Below are 15,716 nucleotides of genomic sequence, written 5' to 3' on the forward strand. Positions count from 1 at the left end.
ATTGTTATTTGAAGCTGTATTTCACCCCCAGCATCCCCTGGGTATCGCTGTAGCCTTTGTCGCCTATCTGCTGAGCCACATTGCCCCATACGCTAAGCTGCTGCGTAATCTGCCCCTCTACGCCCGTCTTTAACTCGCTGATATTGCGAGCACCGCGCATTTCATTGCTGACGTCATCCATGCGGATGCGCGTGGTCTGGGTATTGTGGATCCAGTTCGCCTCGATAAACGGCTGGAAGGTACGGGATTTACCGTCGTCAATCGCGTTATGTCCGCTGATATAGGCCTTCACGCCGAGACGTGTCATCAGATTCCCCTGAGTCTCGTCTTTCACCCGCGTGCCGTTGCGTTCGCGATGGTCGTCAGCCTGCACGTCCATCCAAACGGCCTGCGCTTTCGGCTGGATCCAGTAGCTGTTGCGGCCGCTTTCGCCCACCTTAATGCTATAGCCAGCTTCTACAGAGGCGGTTACGCCGCTGGAGTGATAACGCTCAGTCGCCTGATCCTGCCCCATCACCTTATTGTCGAACCAGTTATACAGCATCCAGCTATCAACGTAGGTTCCACTTTTATCCGCGTCGTTTGCGTACCAGGTACCGTACAGACCGACGCTATAGCCATTCACTTCGCCACGCGAGTGGTATCCGGTCAGGCTGGAAGCACTCCGGCTCTGGCTGTTGCCGTAGCCCGCCATCAGGCCAAGATGCCAGCGATCCAGGCCGTCGGTGCTCCACTGGGCGACATCACCACCCAGCTGCAGCACGTAGCGGTTGGCGGTCGTTTTTAACTGGCCGCTGCCGTCTCTGAAACGCGTATGGCCGCCGACGTTACGCATCCACAGGCTCGTTACTTTTTGCTCGCCGGTGAGCAGGTCGGTGTACTGCGTTTCACCCAGACGGTCGTGCAGGCGGGTCATAAACAGCGTATTTGCCGCATAGCTGTTCGCCTGATAGCTACCAAATTCAGGGCGATACTGATGCTCGCTTTTCGGTGGTGCAGCAGGGGGGACCGGTTCCTGCGGCGGAATCACCGGGTCGACGGGCGGGTCCACAGGGTCAACAGGTGGGTCTACCGGGTCGACCGGCGGGTCAACGGGCTCAACCAGGCTGGTCAGAAACCAGTTTTTACCTTTTTGCACAACGTTATAGTCATAACCCCCCGCCACGATACGGCTGGCCTTCTCAAACGTCCCGTCAGAGTTGCCGCCAACGCTGACGATTTCTATCCCTTCAATGGTTTGTGCGCCAGTACCGCCAATGTTGTTCACTTCCACCCCGGTATGACCGGAGGTGTTGCCTTCAACGATCAGTTTGTCCGTTTCCGATGTGTCGTCAAACAGCACGGTATTGAAAACCAGCTTGCCGCCGTTGCCGATAAAATCGTCACTGATGGTCAGGGTTTGCCACGCCGCATCCTCAGCATGCTGGAAATTAATCGTACCGCCCGCATTCAGCGTCAGGCTGGTCAGCGTGGAGCTGTCGCGCATATTCCACACGGCATCATTCATCGTAAGCGCGATAGTCCCGGTACCGTTGGCGTTGCTCTCAATGTAAGACGCCCCGTTCCAGAGAGAGTTGTCCTGCATGGTGAGCGCGATCGCGCTGTTTTGCGCTGCGGCAGTGCTGGTGGCCGCGACGCCGCCAGCGGAGAGGATGTCACCGTTGAGGGTGAATTTTCCGCCCGCGGAGGCATCAATCACGCCACCGTTGCTGGCGTTCAGGGCGTAGCTACCGCTGTCGCGCTGGCCTGCGGTGGTAATGGTTGCGCCACCCCCGAGCGTTATCACGCCGCGTGACCAGGCATACATCCCGTGCGGCGCTTGCGCGGAGCTGCTGGTTTTCTCGCTGCTGTTGACCGCAATGGTGACGTTATCACCAAGATTCACCGCGCCTGTGTACGCATAGACGCCATGCGCGCTGGCACCGTTGGTGGTGATGGTCGCGCCTTCATCAAGGGTGATGGTTGACGAGCCGGTAGAATACACCCCGGAGGCGCTGGCCGCGTCGGTGGTAATCGTCGCGTTTTTTCCCAGCTCAATTTTGGATGCAGAGCCTGCATACAGGCCGTAGGCCGATGTGCCGTACGTTTCGATGGTGGCCTCACTCCCCAGACGAACATAAGAGCCGCTCTGGTTGGTACGAATCCCCTCTGCGTAGGTACCACGCGTCACAATATGTGCACGATCGCCGACGATAATGTTATTTTTGGCTTTTGAAGCATCATTCAATGCATAGGCGCTAATGCCGCGACCGGTACTGCCGGTGGTTTCGATATAGAGATCGTCACCCACATAAATATTGGCGGAGCCAAGAGAGCCCTGGCTGAAGGAGCTGTACCCGGCATTGATGCCGTCACCGCTTTGGCCATTAACGTAAATGTGGGTGCGGTCTCCGGTAATAATAAACACCGGGTTGTCCGGCGTGTTCATACCATGGGTACGAATGCCGTCGACGTCTTTACCATTATTGGCAGCCACTTTTGACTGGGTGCGAATAGTCAGATCGTCACCAAATATTACCCCCGGGCTGCCGGACGTGGAGTTCTGAATAACGGTGACTGAATGCTCAAAGGCTTCCGCCCCCGGTCCTTCGAGGGTGATCCCATCTCCGTAGATTGGGATATTACCCGGGCTGTACTGGTAGACATAGTTAGGATCGCTGGTATTTTTGCTAAAGTTCGCGTTTGCCGTTGCAGGAATTAGCGCCTGTATTTCTGCAGGCAAATCCGTTACTGCTCCGGAGGCAGGTAAATTAGCAAAATCTATTACCGCTGCATGCGCGGTAAATAACGCTGACGATAACGCCAGTGAAATCGCAACTGCGACAGGTGAGTGTTTCATTAAATATGGCATGACTGCCCCCTTTCTTTCAGGCGTAGAACATCCTCCACGCGATTAATCGTGGGTATGCTAAGAGGTTGAAATTACAAAATAGAAACGAGAATTTTATGAATGCTGGTACCTAACTTCCTCTCAAGTCGTATTTTATGAACATAAATTTTTTTAACATCAATGCTGTCTGTTTTTATAATCTCCTGGAGGCATGCTCCTGATAAAAACCTGTTAAGCAAAGTAAATTCGACAGCATTCAACTTACTTCCACGTCTGCTATTTACCCGTCTTCCGGAGAAAAGGTGGTTGATTTTATCCTGCAATATAACGTCATTATCGTCTGAATAAATAACTCCCTTTATTTCACTGTGGTGAGTGAGTAAGTAATTAGCCAATGCCTCTAGTTTACGGTCCGAGATTATAACGATGTTCATGTTAGTTATCGCCAGGCGTTCAATCCATTGCGGATCGGCCAGTACGCGCAGGTTGTACATCGAAAAGTCTACAAAAATAAACCCTCGTGACAGGTGATTCTTGTTCCTGCGTAATATTTTATTTACAACTGCAATCTGCAGGAAATGATTCCCAACCGGCCAAACTGCGAACGAGGCATTACCACAATATTGTGATCGTACTGCGTTATCTGGAAATAACTGACAGGACAATTCACAGCTTATACAGCGGGCAACTGTTTTCGACGATGTTATCATCCAGTCCACTCCTGTCTTTTTTCATTGTCAATATTTCATTGCCGTTCAAATGTGTCAATCTTGAAACATATCCAGTTATCCTGTCTTGTTTATGAAAAAGAGTATCAGGGAAATAAATTCCTGGGCTTATCTATTCAGTCAGTCCGTCGTCATAGCGAAAAAATATCACCTGGCAGAAATGCTCCAGGAATATTTGTCACTCCTTTAAGATTATTCGGCAAAAAAAATCCAGGAAGGAGGTACACGAAATAGCACTAATAGCTAAAGATTCGTTTCCTCAGTCTGCCGCAACGTCAGTCTTTTCTCTGGTTGCGGCTCAATATAATTATTTGGGCTGGCGAAGTGTAATGAAATCTCATTATATCGTTTTAGATGAGGTAAACCTAAGAAAAGTGCCTTGTAACTAATTGAAAAATAATATGTTGTTTTTAATCTTAGATGGGGCGGTATCGCGTCCTAATCCATCTGACCTATACTGTTGTTAAATATACGTATATGTTTTTGGTGTATAGAGTTATGTATTGTTATTTCTGAGGAAAGGAAAATTGTATCTCATTAACAAGTTGGTCGAGTATGACCCAGAAAACAAAACCCTGGTAAATCATATTACCGGGCGAACGATACAATTGCAGCTTCCTGCCAATCTCTGTTTTCTTTATCTCATCACCCATCCTGGAAAAATAATTTCGCAAAATAAGTTAATGGTGGTGGGATGGGGGGAGCGCAATGACGTCACAACACCGAATACCTTTTACCAGGCCATTTTGACATTACGCAATGCGCTTGCTGAGGTGGGGTTGCCGCGCGATACGGTAAAAACGATTTCTCGCCGCGGACTTACGCTTTCCGAAGCCACCCAGGTTGAACTATTTACCCCAACCGCTCAGCCCGTGATGGTTAATAACGAGGCGGAAATAGCTGATGATACCGCGATGCAGATGCCGGTCTGGTTGATAATAACCACCGCAGTGTTTTTGCTGATCGCGCTTATGAATGGGGTGATATTATATAAGCATCACCAGAACATGCCGTTTAGCTACTACTTGCCACTTTCAACGGGCAGTACGAACAACGCCTGCCAGCTTTTTTATGCACCTAATGAACCTGTTCAGGATCATTACTTGCGCCTGTTAAAAAATCATCCCGGTCTGTGCGCCGAAAAACGATACGTTTTTCTGATCGGCTATAGTAAAACGGAGCGAATCGCGGCGTTTGTCTGTAATAACGATGCGCGACGGGATGCGGCAGCATTATGTACCACGCATTATTTTTGGGCGCATGAGCAATGAAGACATTCCGGAACCGTATTATTTTTCTGGCGGCGTTTCTGGGGGCCGCTATCACCAGCGGCTGGTTAGCGTATTCGCATTTCTCGAGTTCGCCGATACGCTGTACGGGGGATGTGGAATGGACGATTGGTAAAAACCGATTTGTGGGTACGGTCTCCTGGCGGATGCAGCATCGGGAGGGATCCACCGTCATTAACGGTAAATTATTTGGTCAGACGGTTTCTGAGGTTAACCGGACCATCTATTTTCACTACAGCTATCATCAGAACGCGCGCGTATTAAATAACGATCGTATTGTTAAAACCTTCGCCGATAATGCGGATGAGGCTGATATCAACGCCACGCTGCCGGGTTTTTATCGCACGCCGGGAAGAGAGCTGAGCCTGATGATCGATGAGTATCGGGGGGCCTGGCTTTTTGCCGCGTCAAACGTCCCTTCACTTTACTGTCGTAAAAGCGCGCCGTAGAAATCGATCGCACACCTTAGACAGCACGCATAGTCAAATCTCTTTATTCCCGCTACAGTTACCTCTCCACGGCGAGCAGGAGATAACCATGCTTTATATCTTTGATTTAGGAAACGTAATCGTCGATATCGATTTTAATCGCGTGCTGGGTGCATGGAGCGACTTTAGCCGCGTTCCGCTGGCGACACTGAAGCAGAATTTCGCGATGGGCGAGACCTTCCATCAGCATGAACGCGGCGAGATCGACGATGAAGAATTCGCTGAACGTTTCTGCCAGGAGATGGACCTACCGTTAAGCTACGAGCAGTTTTCTCACGGCTGGCAGGCAGTATTTGTCGCCATCCGGCCTGAAGTGATCGACATCATGCATAAGCTCCGCGAGCAGGGCCATCGGGTCGTTGTGCTGTCAAATACCAACCGTCTGCACACCACGTTCTGGCCTGAGGAATACCCTGAAGTTAAGGCGGCGGCCGATAAGATCTATCTCTCGCAGGAGATGGGCATGCGTAAACCTGAAGCACGCATTTATCAGGCTGTTCTCCAGTCGGAAGGATTCACCGCGGCCGATGCGGTCTTTTTTGACGACAACGCCGATAATATAGAGGGAGCTAACCAGTTGGGTATAACGTCAATTCTGGTGACCGGAAAAGAGACGATACCAAACTACTTTGCGAAGCAGCTATGCTAAAAACCGTTCATCAAAAAGCCACGCATCATACTCGCCCGCTGAGGGCCTGGCTGAAACTGCTCTGGCACCGTATTGATGAGGACAACATGACCACGCTGGCGGGTAACCTCGCCTACGTGTCGTTGCTCTCATTAGTGCCGCTGGTGGCGGTCATCTTTGCCCTGTTTTCCGCCTTTCCGATGTTTGCGGACGTCAGCCTGCAGCTTCGTCATTTTGTCTTCGCGAATTTCATTCCTGCAACCGGGGATGTCATCCAGAACTACATTGAGCAGTTTGTTGCCAATTCCAGCAAGATGACGGCAGTGGGGGCGTGCGGTCTTATCGTTACCGCGCTGCTGTTGATGTACGCCATTGATAATGCGCTGAACACTATCTGGCGGAGTAAAAAAGCGCGGCCAAAGGTCTATTCCTTTGCCGTGTACTGGATGATTCTTACGCTGGGGCCGCTGCTGGCCGGGGCGAGCCTGGCGATCAGTTCGTATCTTCTCTCCTTGCGCTGGGCGAGTGATTTAAACGGCGTAATTGATAATGCGCTTCGCATCTTTCCGCTGATCCTGTCGTGGCTTTCTTTCTGGCTGCTCTATAGCGTCGTGCCGACCACGCGCGTACCTAACCGCGATGCGGTTGTGGGCGCGCTGGTGGCGGCGTTGCTTTTTGAGCTCGGTAAAAAAGGATTTGCCCTCTACATCACCATGTTTCCGTCCTATCAGCTGATTTACGGCGTGCTGGCGGTGATCCCCATTTTGTTTGTCTGGGTCTACTGGACCTGGTGTATCGTCTTGCTTGGTGCCGAAATAACTGTCACTCTCGGTGTGTACCGCGAACTTAAAAAAGCAGCAGAAGCTGAAAAACAATTAGAAGCAGACCAACCATGATTGCATTGATACAGCGCGTAACCCGTGCCAGCGTCACCGTGGAGGGAGAGGTGACGGGTGAAATTGGCCCAGGACTTTTGGTGTTGTTAGGTGTCGAAAAGGATGACGACGAACAAAAAGCCAACCGCTTGTGTGAGCGCGTGCTGGGCTACCGTATTTTCAGCGATGCGGAAGGCAAGATGAACCTGAACGTCCAGCAGGCGGGCGGCAGCGTGCTGGTGGTTTCCCAGTTTACGCTGGCTGCGGATACCGAACGCGGCATGCGTCCGAGCTTCTCCAAAGGCGCCGCGCCGGATCGTGCAGAAACACTTTACGAGTACTTTGTTGAGCGTTGTCGCCAGCAGGAAATGAATACGCAAACCGGACGATTCGCTGCAGATATGCAGGTTTCGCTGGTGAACGATGGCCCCGTCACATTCTGGCTCCAGGTATGAGCCAACTGGCGGCGTGGCCGCGGGTAACAAGAGAGAGTACAGCTATGTATCACCTTCGAGTACCGCAAACGGAAGAAGAGTTAGACGCTTATTACCAGTTCCGCTGGGAAATGCTGCGCAAGCCACTGCATCAGCCAAAAGGCTCGGAACGCGACGCCTGGGATGCGATGGCCCACCATCAGATGGTGATGGACGAAGAGGGTAACCTCGTCGCCGTCGGGCGCTTGTATATCAACGCCGATAACGAAGCGTCGATTCGCTTTATGGCGGTTCATCCCTCCGTTCAGGACAAAGGTCTGGGAACGCTAATGGCGATGACCCTTGAGTCCGTCGCCCGTCAGGAAGGCGTTAAGCGCGTCACCTGTAGCGCCCGCGAAGATGCCGTAGATTTTTTCGCCAAGCTCGGCTTTGTGAATCAGGGGGAAATCACGACCCCTCAAACCACGCCGATTCGTCATTTTTTGATGATCAAACCCATCGCCACGCTGGATGATATTCTTCATCGCGCCGACTGGTGTGGACAGCTGCAGCAGGCCTGGTATCAGTACATTCCGCTCAGCGAAAAAATGGGTGTGCGCATTCAGCAGTACACCGGACAAAAATTTATTACCACCATGCCGGAAACCGGCAATCAAAACCCGCACCACACTCTGTTTGCCGGAAGTCTGTTTTCCCTCGCGACGCTCACCGGCTGGGGGCTCATCTGGCTGATGCTTCGCGAGCGCCATCTGGGCGGCACCATCATTCTTGCTGATGCTCACATTCGCTATAGCGCACCGATAAGCGGCAAGCCGAGCGCCGTGGCCGATCTGGGGTCACTGGGCGGCGATCTGGACCGCCTGGCGCGCGGCCGCAAAGCCCGCGTACAAATGCAGGTTGAACTGTTTGGCGATAAAACACCGGGTGCGGTGTTTGAAGGCACCTACATTGTTCTTCCAGCGAAGCCCTTCGGCGCGTATGAAGAGGGTGGGAACGAGGAGGAGTAATCTTCCGTTCACTCTCCTCGGGCGTGGTTAATCCGCCCGGCGATATCCCGCATAACGTCTCGCGCTGACTGGCTGACGCCGCCAAGCTGAAAGAAGCCATGGATGACGCCCAGCCAGCGCTGAGCGGTACACTTCACACCCTGCTCAGTCAGATGCTGATACAACATTTCTCCCTCATCGCAAAGCGGATCGTACTCTGCGGTAATGATGTGCACTGGCGGAAGCCCGTAAAAATCATCGCGCCACAGCGGGCTGGCTTCCGGATGCTGGCGGTCAGTCTCTGCAAGATACATTTCATACCCGCTGAGCAGGGTATCGCGGGTGATAATATAATCCGTGCCATTGAGGGCATAGCTTTCAAAACTGGCGGTGGCGTCGAGCATAGGATAGATAAGAATGAGCTGTACGGGTTTCCATTGTCCTCTAGTGTTGAGCCGCAATGACGTCACCAGCGCCAGATGCCCTCCCGCGCTGTCTCCACAGAGGGTGAGCCGGTTCTTATCCACGCCTAATTTGTCCGCATATTGCCAGACCAGATCTGCACCTCTTTCAGCATCGTCATGTGCGGCGGGGAAGGTATGCTCCGGCGCCAACCTGTACTGAACCGCGATCACCCGGCAATTGCCGTAGCAGGCTAACTGACGGAGTTGGTTGTCATGGGTATCAAAGCCGCCGCTGATAAAGCATCCGCCGTGATAGTAGATGGCAGCAGGCAATATTTCAGGGGCATTAAGAGGTGAAAATACCCGAATGGTAAGGCCCTCAAGCACTAGCGTCTCTACCTGAACGCGCGTTTCTGTCTTCCCGGCAAGCCCCGTGCTGGCAATGTACCCTGCTCGTCGTACCTCAATGGTCTGTCGATGTGACGAAGGCCGGCCTGCAGCGATAAATCCCTTAACCAGCTGCGCAATACCCTGTTCCAGTGCCATGAAAACTCCCTTTAACTGTATGGATATACAGTTTTATAACCTGGTTTGATTCAAAAGAAAATAAGAAAATTGTCGAGGACTATAAATCTGGAAAGCGCTTCGCAAATAGCAGGAAAACTATAGCTACGGGCTTTAACCCTTCTGAATGAAAGCGTATGTTGCCTTGAAAATAGACAATAGTGATATACTAAGGTGATATATGATTCTTTCCGCGGATCTTGATATGGGCAGAATTCTGATCGATTTGTCTGATGACGTAATTCAACGACTGGATAATCTGAAGCAGCTGCGTAACCGGCCTCGTGCCGAATTGCTTCGGGAAGCCATTGAGCAATATCTCGACCAGCAGAGTTCATCGGTTATCCGCGATGCGCTTGGCTTGTGGGGAAACCAGCAGGAAGATGGGCTTGAGTATGAACGCAAGCTGCGTGAGGAGTGGTAATCATGGAGCACATGGCGGTGTTCGATACCAATATACTCATCGATCTTTTTAATAATCGCGTTGAGGCTGCGGATGCAATTGATCGCACAGCTTCTCATCGAGCCATTAGTCTGATCACATGGATGGAAGTCATGGTGGGGGCCCGCAAACATGGTCACGAAGCGAAAACTGCGACAGTGATGGGCGTATTTGAGATTATTGATATCACCCGAGATATCGCTGAAAGAAGTGTAATTTTGCGCGAGAAGCATGGAATGAAACTGCCTGATGCTATCATTCTGGCCACAGCTCAGAGCAGAAGTTGCCCGTTAATCTCACGCAATACGAAAGACTTTTCGGGCATCACCGGGGTCGTTTCACCTTACCAGCTGTAGGCCGGGCAAGCTCGCACCGCCCGGCACTGTCAGAGGGAATTACTCCCCTTCACCCGGGAACAGGAACGGGTTGATCGAGCTGCGGGCAAAGCCCTCCTGCTCCATCTTCGCGTCCAGAATCAGCGAGGCGAGATCGTCGGCCACGGCTTCGACTTTCGGGTCTTTTTCCTGATACAGAATCTTCAGGTAAGTGCCGCAGTCGCCGCAGCTTTCGGCTTTCACTGCCGCTTCTTCATTTTCCAGCGACCAGTAGTTCAGATCGCGGGTCTGCTCGCAGTTGCTGCACTTGATGCGCACCACGTGCCACTCGGTTTCACACAGGTTGCAGTGCAGGTAGCGCAGCCCCTGAGTGGTGCCGATTTGCACCATGCTCGATACCGGCATGGAGCCGCAGACTGGGCAGAACTGGCGCGCCTCGCCGTATTCGGCGCGGGCTTTACCGGGGATCAGGCTTGCCATTTGCGCCCAGTAGAGCGACAGCGCAGCCCAGATAAACGGCGCTTTATCGCTGCTCACCAGAGCGAAGTCGGAGGCAAACAGCGCGCTCGCCATCTCTTCCAGCTCCAGGTCAGAGGCTTTTTCCAGATTCTCAATGACCGCCAGCGCGGTGCCGCTCATCTCCGGCTTCAGCTCGGCAATCAGCGAATGCAGCAGCTTTTGCCAGTGCTTGTCGCGCGGCAGGACGTGAATGTCCAGCGGCGGCTTGCCCTGCGCGTTGGCTTCTTTGATGCGCGCGGTCAGATCCATTTGCAGCGGGTGGTCGTACAGCACCACTTCCTGCGCGTGGGCAACCAGCGCGGCAAAGCGCAGAAAATCACCCAGCGGGTTGTTCTCTGCCAGCTCGCGCAGACGCTCTGCGCGGCGGTTGTAGAGGTTCTTGAGTCTGGGGAATAACAACGGCGGAATATAATCCGCCGTGCGTTTCTCGCTCGACCCCAGCTCATCTTGCGGGATTATGCGAATACTCATTCAGATGACTTTTCCTGTTTCTGGCGGACTTCACGGTACCAGCGCGGGTGATGTTTCTTCGCCCACGTACTGGTTACCCATCCTTCCACCATCGCGGTAATGGTGCCTTTCACCCAGAGGGCGGCGTAGATATGCACCATGATAACCACAATTAACGCCACTGCGGCAAATGAATGCAGCATCAGCGCGAATCGGATCACCGGGATTGAGAAAGCAGGCGCAAAGTACGGACGCCAGATGATCACGCCGCTCACCAGCAACAGGACCAGGAAGATAATCGCCGCCCAGAATACGCATTTCTGGCCGAAGTTATAACGCCCGGTATCACCCACTTCCTCGTTGACGACGATCTTACGAATATTCTTCGCCCAAAAGATATCATCCCGATTGATTAGGTTATGGTGCCAGTAGCGGAAAAACATGATGATAAACGAGGCAAACATCACCACACCCACGAACGGGTGAAGGATGCGCGCCAGCTGTGGCGTACCCAGTACCTGCATCAGCCAGTTGAAGGACGGGAAGAAGAACCCCAGCCCGCTTATCGCCGCCAGCATGAAGCAGAAGGCGGTGACCCAGTGGTTGATGCGTTCCGGCGCGGTGTAGCGCACGATGGTGTCACGTTTTCTCATTTGCGCACCTCGTCTTTCTCTTCATGCAGGTTGTCGTCTTCCTCTTCCGCGCGGTTCGGACCAACGCCGACGTAGTGGAAGATGCTCGCTGCGAAGGTGGCAGCAAAACCGACCGCTGCCAGCGGTTTCCAGATGCCTTTCCAGAACTTCACGGTGGCGCTGATTTCCGGGTTCTCCGGCAGGCCGTGATACAGGTTCGGCTTGTCGGCGTGGTGCAACACGTACATCACGTGCGTACCGCCAACTCCGGCCGGATCGTACAGGCCCGCGTTGTCGTAACCGCGGGTTTTCAGCTCGCCCACGCGCTCTGCCGCCAGCGTTTTCATATCCCCTTTGGAGCCAAAGTGGATTGCGCCGGTTGGGCAGGTCTTCACGCACGCTGGCTCCTGGCCGACGGTGACGCGGTCAACGCACAGCGTGCATTTGTAGACGCGGTTGTCTTCCGGGTTCAGGCGCGGTACGTCGAACGGGCAGCCCGCGATGCAGTAGCCGCAGCCGATGCACTGTTCGGACTGGAAGTCGACGATACCGTTGGCATACTGAATGATAGCCCCTTCTGACGGACATGCCTTCAGGCAGCCCGGATCCGCACAGTGCATACAGCCGTCTTTGCGGATAAGCCATTCCAGTTTGTCGTTCTGCTCAACTTCCGAGAAACGCATCACCGTCCAGGACTTGGCGGTCAGGTCCGCCGGGTTGTCGTACACCCCGACGTTGTGACCCACTTCGTCACGCAGATCGTTCCACTCCGAGCACGCCACCTGACAGGCTTTACAGCCAATACAGGTGGTCACGTCGATAAGCTTCGCCACTTCCTGCTGGTGGTCCCGCGCCTGAGGCGCGGGCGTGAAACTGTTTGTCGCGGAACGACGGATAATGTCTTGAGATTGATAAGCCATAAGTCGTCTCCGTTACACCTTTTCCACATTCACGAGGAAGGCCTTAAACTCCGGCGTCTGCGTGTTCGCATCGCCGACGAACGGCGTCAGGGTATTCGCAATGAACCCTTTTTTCGCCACGCCCTCATAGCCCCAGTGGATCGGAATACCGATGGTATCCACCTGCTGACCGTGAACGTTCAGCGTGCGAATACGCTTGGTCACCACCGCCTTGGCCTTGATATAGCCGCGGTTAGAGGAGACCTTCACGGTATCGCCATGGGCAATGCCGAGCTTGCCCGCCAGCTTCTCGCCGATCTCCACGAACTGTTCCGGCTGCGCGATGGCGTTAAGCAGCGCGTGCTTGGTCCAGTAGTGGAAGTGCTCGGTCAGACGGTAGGTGGTACCCACGTACGGGAACTTGTCCTTTTTACCCAGCGCTTCGAAATCGCCCTTAAAGATACGGGCTGCCGGGTTAGAGACCACGTTCGGGTGCAGCGGGTTGGTACCCAGCGGCGTCTCAAACGGCTCGTAGTGTTCCGGGAACGGACCTTCCGCCATCTTATCGATAGCAAACAGACGTCCCATCCCTTCAGGCTGCATGATAAACGGCCCAACGTCGCTGCCCGGTGCGGCAGTGCTGTAGTCCGGAATATCCACGCCGCCCCATTTCGCGCCGTCCCACTTCAGAAGCTGACGCTTCGGATCCCACGGGTTGCCCTGCGGGTCAGCGGATGCGCGGTTATAGAGGATACGGCGGTTGAGCGGCCATGCCCATGCCCAGCCCAGCGTATTGCCCAGGCCTGACGGGTCGGCGTTATCGCGGTTGGCCATCTGGTTGCCCTTCGGCGTCCAGCTACCGGCGAAGATCCAGCAGCCGCTTGACGTGGTACCGTCATCGCGCAGGTGTGCGAAGGTGCTGAGCTGATCGCCTTTCTTCGCCAGCACGGTACCGGTGGCCGGGTCGATAACGTCCGCCAGCGCCTTACCGTTGCTCTCCATCGCCACTTCTTCCGGCGCAGGGTTTTCCGGCGTCGAGTAGTTCCAGGTCATGTTCAGCACCGGTTCCGGGTTCGCGCCGCCTTCTTCCGCATACATCTTACGCAGGCGTAAGAAGATGCCGGCCAGGATCTCGCCGTCGTTCATGGCGATGCCCGGGGCGTCCGCGCCTTTCCAGTGCCACTGCAGCCAGCGTCCGGAGTTGACGATAGAACCGTTCTCTTCCGCGAAGCAGGTCGACGGCAGACGGAACACTTCGGTCTGAATCTTCGACGGATCGACGTCGTTCGATTCACCGTGGTTCTGCCAGAAGGTTGAGGTCTCGGTATTGAGCGGGTCAATCGTCACCAGGAACTTCAGCTTCGACAGAGACTCAACAACCTTGTTCTTGTTCGGGAACGAGGCAACCGGGTTAAAGCCCTGGCACAGATAGCCGTTCACTTTGCCCTGGTGCATCATCTCGAAATACTGCAGAACGTCGTAACCTTTGTCCCACTTCGGCAGCCAGTCAAAGCCCCAGCTGTTTTCAGCCGTCGCTTTGTCGCCGAAGAAGGCTTTCATCATTGAGACGAAGAACTTCGGATAGTTGCCCCAGTAGTTTACCTGGCCTTCGAGCAGCGGTTTAGGCGTGCTGGCCGTCAGGTAGGTTTGCAGGTCGGTCTGTTTCTCGCTTGGCAGGTTCATGTAACCCGGCAGGCTTTGAGACAGCAGGCCGAGGTCGGTCAGACCCTGAATATTGGAGTGACCGCGCAGGGCGTTCACGCCGCCGCCTGCCATCCCCATGTTGCCGAGCAGGAGCTGAACCATCGCCATGGTACGGATGTTCTGCGCGCCGATGGAGTGCTGCGTCCAGCCGAGGGCGTACAGGAACGACGCGGTTTTATCTTTCGCGCTGGTCTCGGCGATCAGCTCGCATACCTTAAGGAAGTCTGCCTTCGGCGTACCGCAGATATTCTCAACCACCTCCGGCGTGTAGCGGGAAACGTGCTCTTTCAGCAGGTTCCACACGCAGCGCGGATGTTGCAGGGTGGTGTCGCGCTTCGCAAAGCCTTTTTCATCCAGCTCGTAGTTCCAGCTGGTTTTGTCGTATTTGCGTTTTTCGGCGTCGTAACCGCTGAACAGGCCATCTTCGAAGTGGTAATCCTCACGCACGATCAGGCTGGCGTTGGTATAAGCTTCGGTGTATTCGCGGTTATATTTTTCGTTGGTCATCAGGTACAGCAATACGCCTGACAGGAAAGTGATGTCAGTACCTGAACGAATTGGGGTGTAGAAATCCGCCACTGACGCAGTACGCGTAAAGCGGGGATCGATCACAATCAGTTTCGCACCGTTGTGGATTTTGGCTTCCATCGCCCAGCGGAACCCGACAGGGTGCGCTTCAGCGGCGTTACCGCCCATCACCACAATGAGGTTGGCGTTCTTGATGTCGACCCAGTGGTTGGTCATCGCACCGCGACCAAATGTTGGAGCAAGACTTGCTACCGTTGGTCCGTGTCAGACACGCGCCTGGTTGTCGACCGCGAGCATACCGAGTGCGCGCGTAAATTTCTGGGTTAAATAACCGGTTTCGTTGCTGGAAGCAGAGGCACACAGCATCCCGGTGGAGAGCCAGCGGTTGACCGTGACGCCGTCGGCGTTCTTCTCAACAAAGTTGGCATCGCGGTCTTCTTTAATGTGTTTTGCGATGCGGTCAAACGCCTCTTCCCAGCTGATTTGCTGCCATTTATCGGAGCCAGGCGCGCGATATTCAGGGAACTTGAGGCGGCTTTCGGAGTGGATAAAGTCCACCAGACCGGCCCCTTTCGGGCACAATGCGCCGCGGTTGACCGGATGATCCGGGTCGCCTTCGATATGGAAAATAGACGCTTTGGCGTTTTTAGCACCGTCGCCGAGGCTATACATCAACAGCCCGCAACCGACAGAGCAGTACGTACAGGTATTACGGGTTTCACGGGTGCGCAGCAGTTTATACTGCCGCGTTTCCGCCAGCGCTACGCCGGGCGCAAAGCCCAGTGCCGCTGCCGTGGTGCCTGCCATACCGCCAGCGCAGATCTTAAAGAACTGCCTTCTGCTGACCTGCATGGGTCACTCCTTGTTTCGACATTGCTTACATATGTAGTTTTAACTTCGCGGTTGAGAATTGACCGCAAAGGAGAAAAATTTGCGTTAATCCCTCAATTCCACGAGGGATATCATCAGAATACCACAATG

Annotated in this window: 15 protein-coding genes; 8 read left to right on the top strand and 7 right to left on the bottom strand. The window is 53.9% G+C overall.

The genetic code is table 11. The annotated features are described in order from the left end of the window. Positions 1-4 precede the first annotated feature (4 nt). Both USF70_RS19620 and USF70_RS19625 read right to left on the bottom strand, forming a co-directional pair. A complete protein-coding gene (locus USF70_RS19620) occupies positions 5-2,851 on the bottom strand; it encodes an autotransporter outer membrane beta-barrel domain-containing protein (protein ID WP_320735936.1) in 2,847 nt (948 codons plus the stop codon). Between the two features lie 71 nt (positions 2,852-2,922). Beyond that, positions 2,923-3,540, bottom strand: coding sequence for a transcriptional regulator (locus USF70_RS19625; protein ID WP_033146969.1), 618 nt, complete (start codon positions 3,538-3,540; stop codon positions 2,923-2,925). Positions 3,541-4,085: 545 nt separating this feature from the next. On the opposite strand from USF70_RS19625, the gene USF70_RS19630 reads away from it, so the two are divergent. The 6 genes from USF70_RS19630 to fabY all read left to right on the top strand — a co-directional run bounded on the left by USF70_RS19630 (position 4,086) and on the right by fabY (position 8,279). Further along, positions 4,086-4,829 carry a winged helix-turn-helix domain-containing protein gene (locus tag USF70_RS19630; protein WP_167819601.1) on the top strand — a complete coding sequence of 248 codons (744 nt, stop codon included), beginning with the start codon at positions 4,086-4,088 and terminating at the stop codon, positions 4,827-4,829. Beyond that, complete coding sequence (locus tag USF70_RS19635) at positions 4,826-5,296, top strand: hypothetical protein (protein WP_033146967.1); 471 nt, start codon at positions 4,826-4,828, stop codon at positions 5,294-5,296. The genes USF70_RS19630 and USF70_RS19635 overlap by 4 nt, the downstream gene beginning before the upstream one ends. Positions 5,297-5,384: 88 nt before the next feature. Continuing rightward, a complete protein-coding gene (gene yihX, locus USF70_RS19640; protein WP_143347721.1) occupies positions 5,385-5,984 on the top strand; it encodes a glucose-1-phosphatase in 600 nt (199 codons plus the stop codon). Beyond that, positions 5,978-6,859 carry a virulence factor BrkB family protein gene (locus USF70_RS19645; RefSeq protein WP_033146965.1) on the top strand — a complete coding sequence of 294 codons (882 nt, stop codon included), beginning with the start codon at positions 5,978-5,980 and terminating at the stop codon, positions 6,857-6,859. The genes yihX and USF70_RS19645 overlap by 7 nt, the downstream gene beginning before the upstream one ends. Beyond that, a complete protein-coding gene (gene dtd, locus USF70_RS19650) occupies positions 6,856-7,293 on the top strand; it encodes a D-aminoacyl-tRNA deacylase (protein ID WP_033146964.1) in 438 nt (145 codons plus the stop codon). Before USF70_RS19645 ends, dtd begins: the two co-directional genes overlap by 4 nt. Before the next feature lie 44 nt (positions 7,294-7,337). Beyond that, positions 7,338-8,279 (top strand): fatty acid biosynthesis protein FabY, encoded by a 942-nt coding sequence (fabY, locus tag USF70_RS19655; protein ID WP_033146963.1) that lies wholly within the window; start codon positions 7,338-7,340, stop codon positions 8,277-8,279. A gap of 8 nt (positions 8,280-8,287) precedes the next feature. Here fabY and USF70_RS19660 read toward each other — a convergent pair whose 3' ends face one another. Continuing rightward, positions 8,288-9,208: an alpha/beta hydrolase gene (locus tag USF70_RS19660; RefSeq protein ID WP_033146962.1), complete on the bottom strand. Its 921-nt coding sequence runs from the start codon at positions 9,206-9,208 to the stop codon at positions 8,288-8,290. Between the two features lie 199 nt (positions 9,209-9,407). On the opposite strand from USF70_RS19660, the gene USF70_RS19665 reads away from it, so the two are divergent. Together USF70_RS19665 and USF70_RS19670 are read left to right on the top strand one after the other, a co-directional pair. Further along, the gene (locus USF70_RS19665) at positions 9,408-9,650 is read left to right on the top strand and encodes a CopG family transcriptional regulator (RefSeq protein ID WP_094935276.1); all 243 of its coding nucleotides are present in this window, start codon (positions 9,408-9,410) and stop codon (positions 9,648-9,650) included. A 2-nt stretch (positions 9,651-9,652) separates the two neighbouring features. Continuing rightward, complete coding sequence (locus tag USF70_RS19670; RefSeq protein WP_182382869.1) at positions 9,653-10,024, top strand: type II toxin-antitoxin system VapC family toxin; 372 nt, start codon at positions 9,653-9,655, stop codon at positions 10,022-10,024. Between the two features lie 39 nt (positions 10,025-10,063). On the opposite strand, the gene fdhE is transcribed toward USF70_RS19670, so the two are convergent. From fdhE to fdnG, 4 genes are read right to left on the bottom strand one after another with little or no spacing between them, the layout of a single operon-like run. After that, a complete protein-coding gene (gene fdhE, locus USF70_RS19675; protein ID WP_023309751.1) occupies positions 10,064-10,993 on the bottom strand; it encodes a formate dehydrogenase accessory protein FdhE in 930 nt (309 codons plus the stop codon). Beyond that, positions 10,990-11,625: a formate dehydrogenase cytochrome b556 subunit gene (gene fdoI, locus USF70_RS19680; protein ID WP_010436852.1), complete on the bottom strand. Its 636-nt coding sequence runs from the start codon at positions 11,623-11,625 to the stop codon at positions 10,990-10,992. The genes fdhE and fdoI overlap by 4 nt, the downstream gene beginning before the upstream one ends. Further along, positions 11,622-12,524, bottom strand: coding sequence for a formate dehydrogenase subunit beta (fdxH, locus tag USF70_RS19685; protein WP_320735937.1), 903 nt, complete (start codon positions 12,522-12,524; stop codon positions 11,622-11,624). The genes fdoI and fdxH overlap by 4 nt, the downstream gene beginning before the upstream one ends. A 12-nt stretch (positions 12,525-12,536) precedes the next feature. Continuing rightward, complete coding sequence (gene fdnG, locus USF70_RS19690; RefSeq protein WP_094935278.1) at positions 12,537-15,587, bottom strand: formate dehydrogenase-N subunit alpha; 3,051 nt, start codon at positions 15,585-15,587, stop codon at positions 12,537-12,539. Between the last annotated feature and the right edge of the window lie 129 nt (positions 15,588-15,716).

Source organism: Enterobacter sp. 237C8 (assembly GCF_034106865.1).
GTDB classification, from domain to species: domain Bacteria; phylum Pseudomonadota; class Gammaproteobacteria; order Enterobacterales; family Enterobacteriaceae; genus Enterobacter; species Enterobacter asburiae_B.

Coding starts and splice junctions, on each gene's coding strand:
- USF70_RS19645 (WP_033146965.1), top strand. CDS start 5,978: ATGCTAAAAACCGTTCATCAAAAAGCCACGCATCATACTCGCCCGCTG.
- USF70_RS19635 (WP_033146967.1), top strand. CDS start 4,826: ATGAAGACATTCCGGAACCGTATTATTTTTCTGGCGGCGTTTCTGGGG.
- USF70_RS19625 (WP_033146969.1), bottom strand. CDS start 3,540: ATGATAACATCGTCGAAAACAGTTGCCCGCTGTATAAGCTGTGAATTG.
- fdxH (WP_320735937.1), bottom strand. CDS start 12,524: ATGGCTTATCAATCTCAAGACATTATCCGTCGTTCCGCGACAAACAGT.
- USF70_RS19670 (WP_182382869.1), top strand. CDS start 9,653: ATGGAGCACATGGCGGTGTTCGATACCAATATACTCATCGATCTTTTT.
- fabY (WP_033146963.1), top strand. CDS start 7,338: ATGTATCACCTTCGAGTACCGCAAACGGAAGAAGAGTTAGACGCTTAT.
- yihX (WP_143347721.1), top strand. CDS start 5,385: ATGCTTTATATCTTTGATTTAGGAAACGTAATCGTCGATATCGATTTT.
- USF70_RS19660 (WP_033146962.1), bottom strand. CDS start 9,208: ATGGCACTGGAACAGGGTATTGCGCAGCTGGTTAAGGGATTTATCGCT.
- USF70_RS19665 (WP_094935276.1), top strand. CDS start 9,408: ATGATTCTTTCCGCGGATCTTGATATGGGCAGAATTCTGATCGATTTG.
- USF70_RS19620 (WP_320735936.1), bottom strand. CDS start 2,851: ATGCCATATTTAATGAAACACTCACCTGTCGCAGTTGCGATTTCACTG.
- dtd (WP_033146964.1), top strand. CDS start 6,856: ATGATTGCATTGATACAGCGCGTAACCCGTGCCAGCGTCACCGTGGAG.
- fdoI (WP_010436852.1), bottom strand. CDS start 11,625: ATGAGAAAACGTGACACCATCGTGCGCTACACCGCGCCGGAACGCATC.
- fdhE (WP_023309751.1), bottom strand. CDS start 10,993: ATGAGTATTCGCATAATCCCGCAAGATGAGCTGGGGTCGAGCGAGAAA.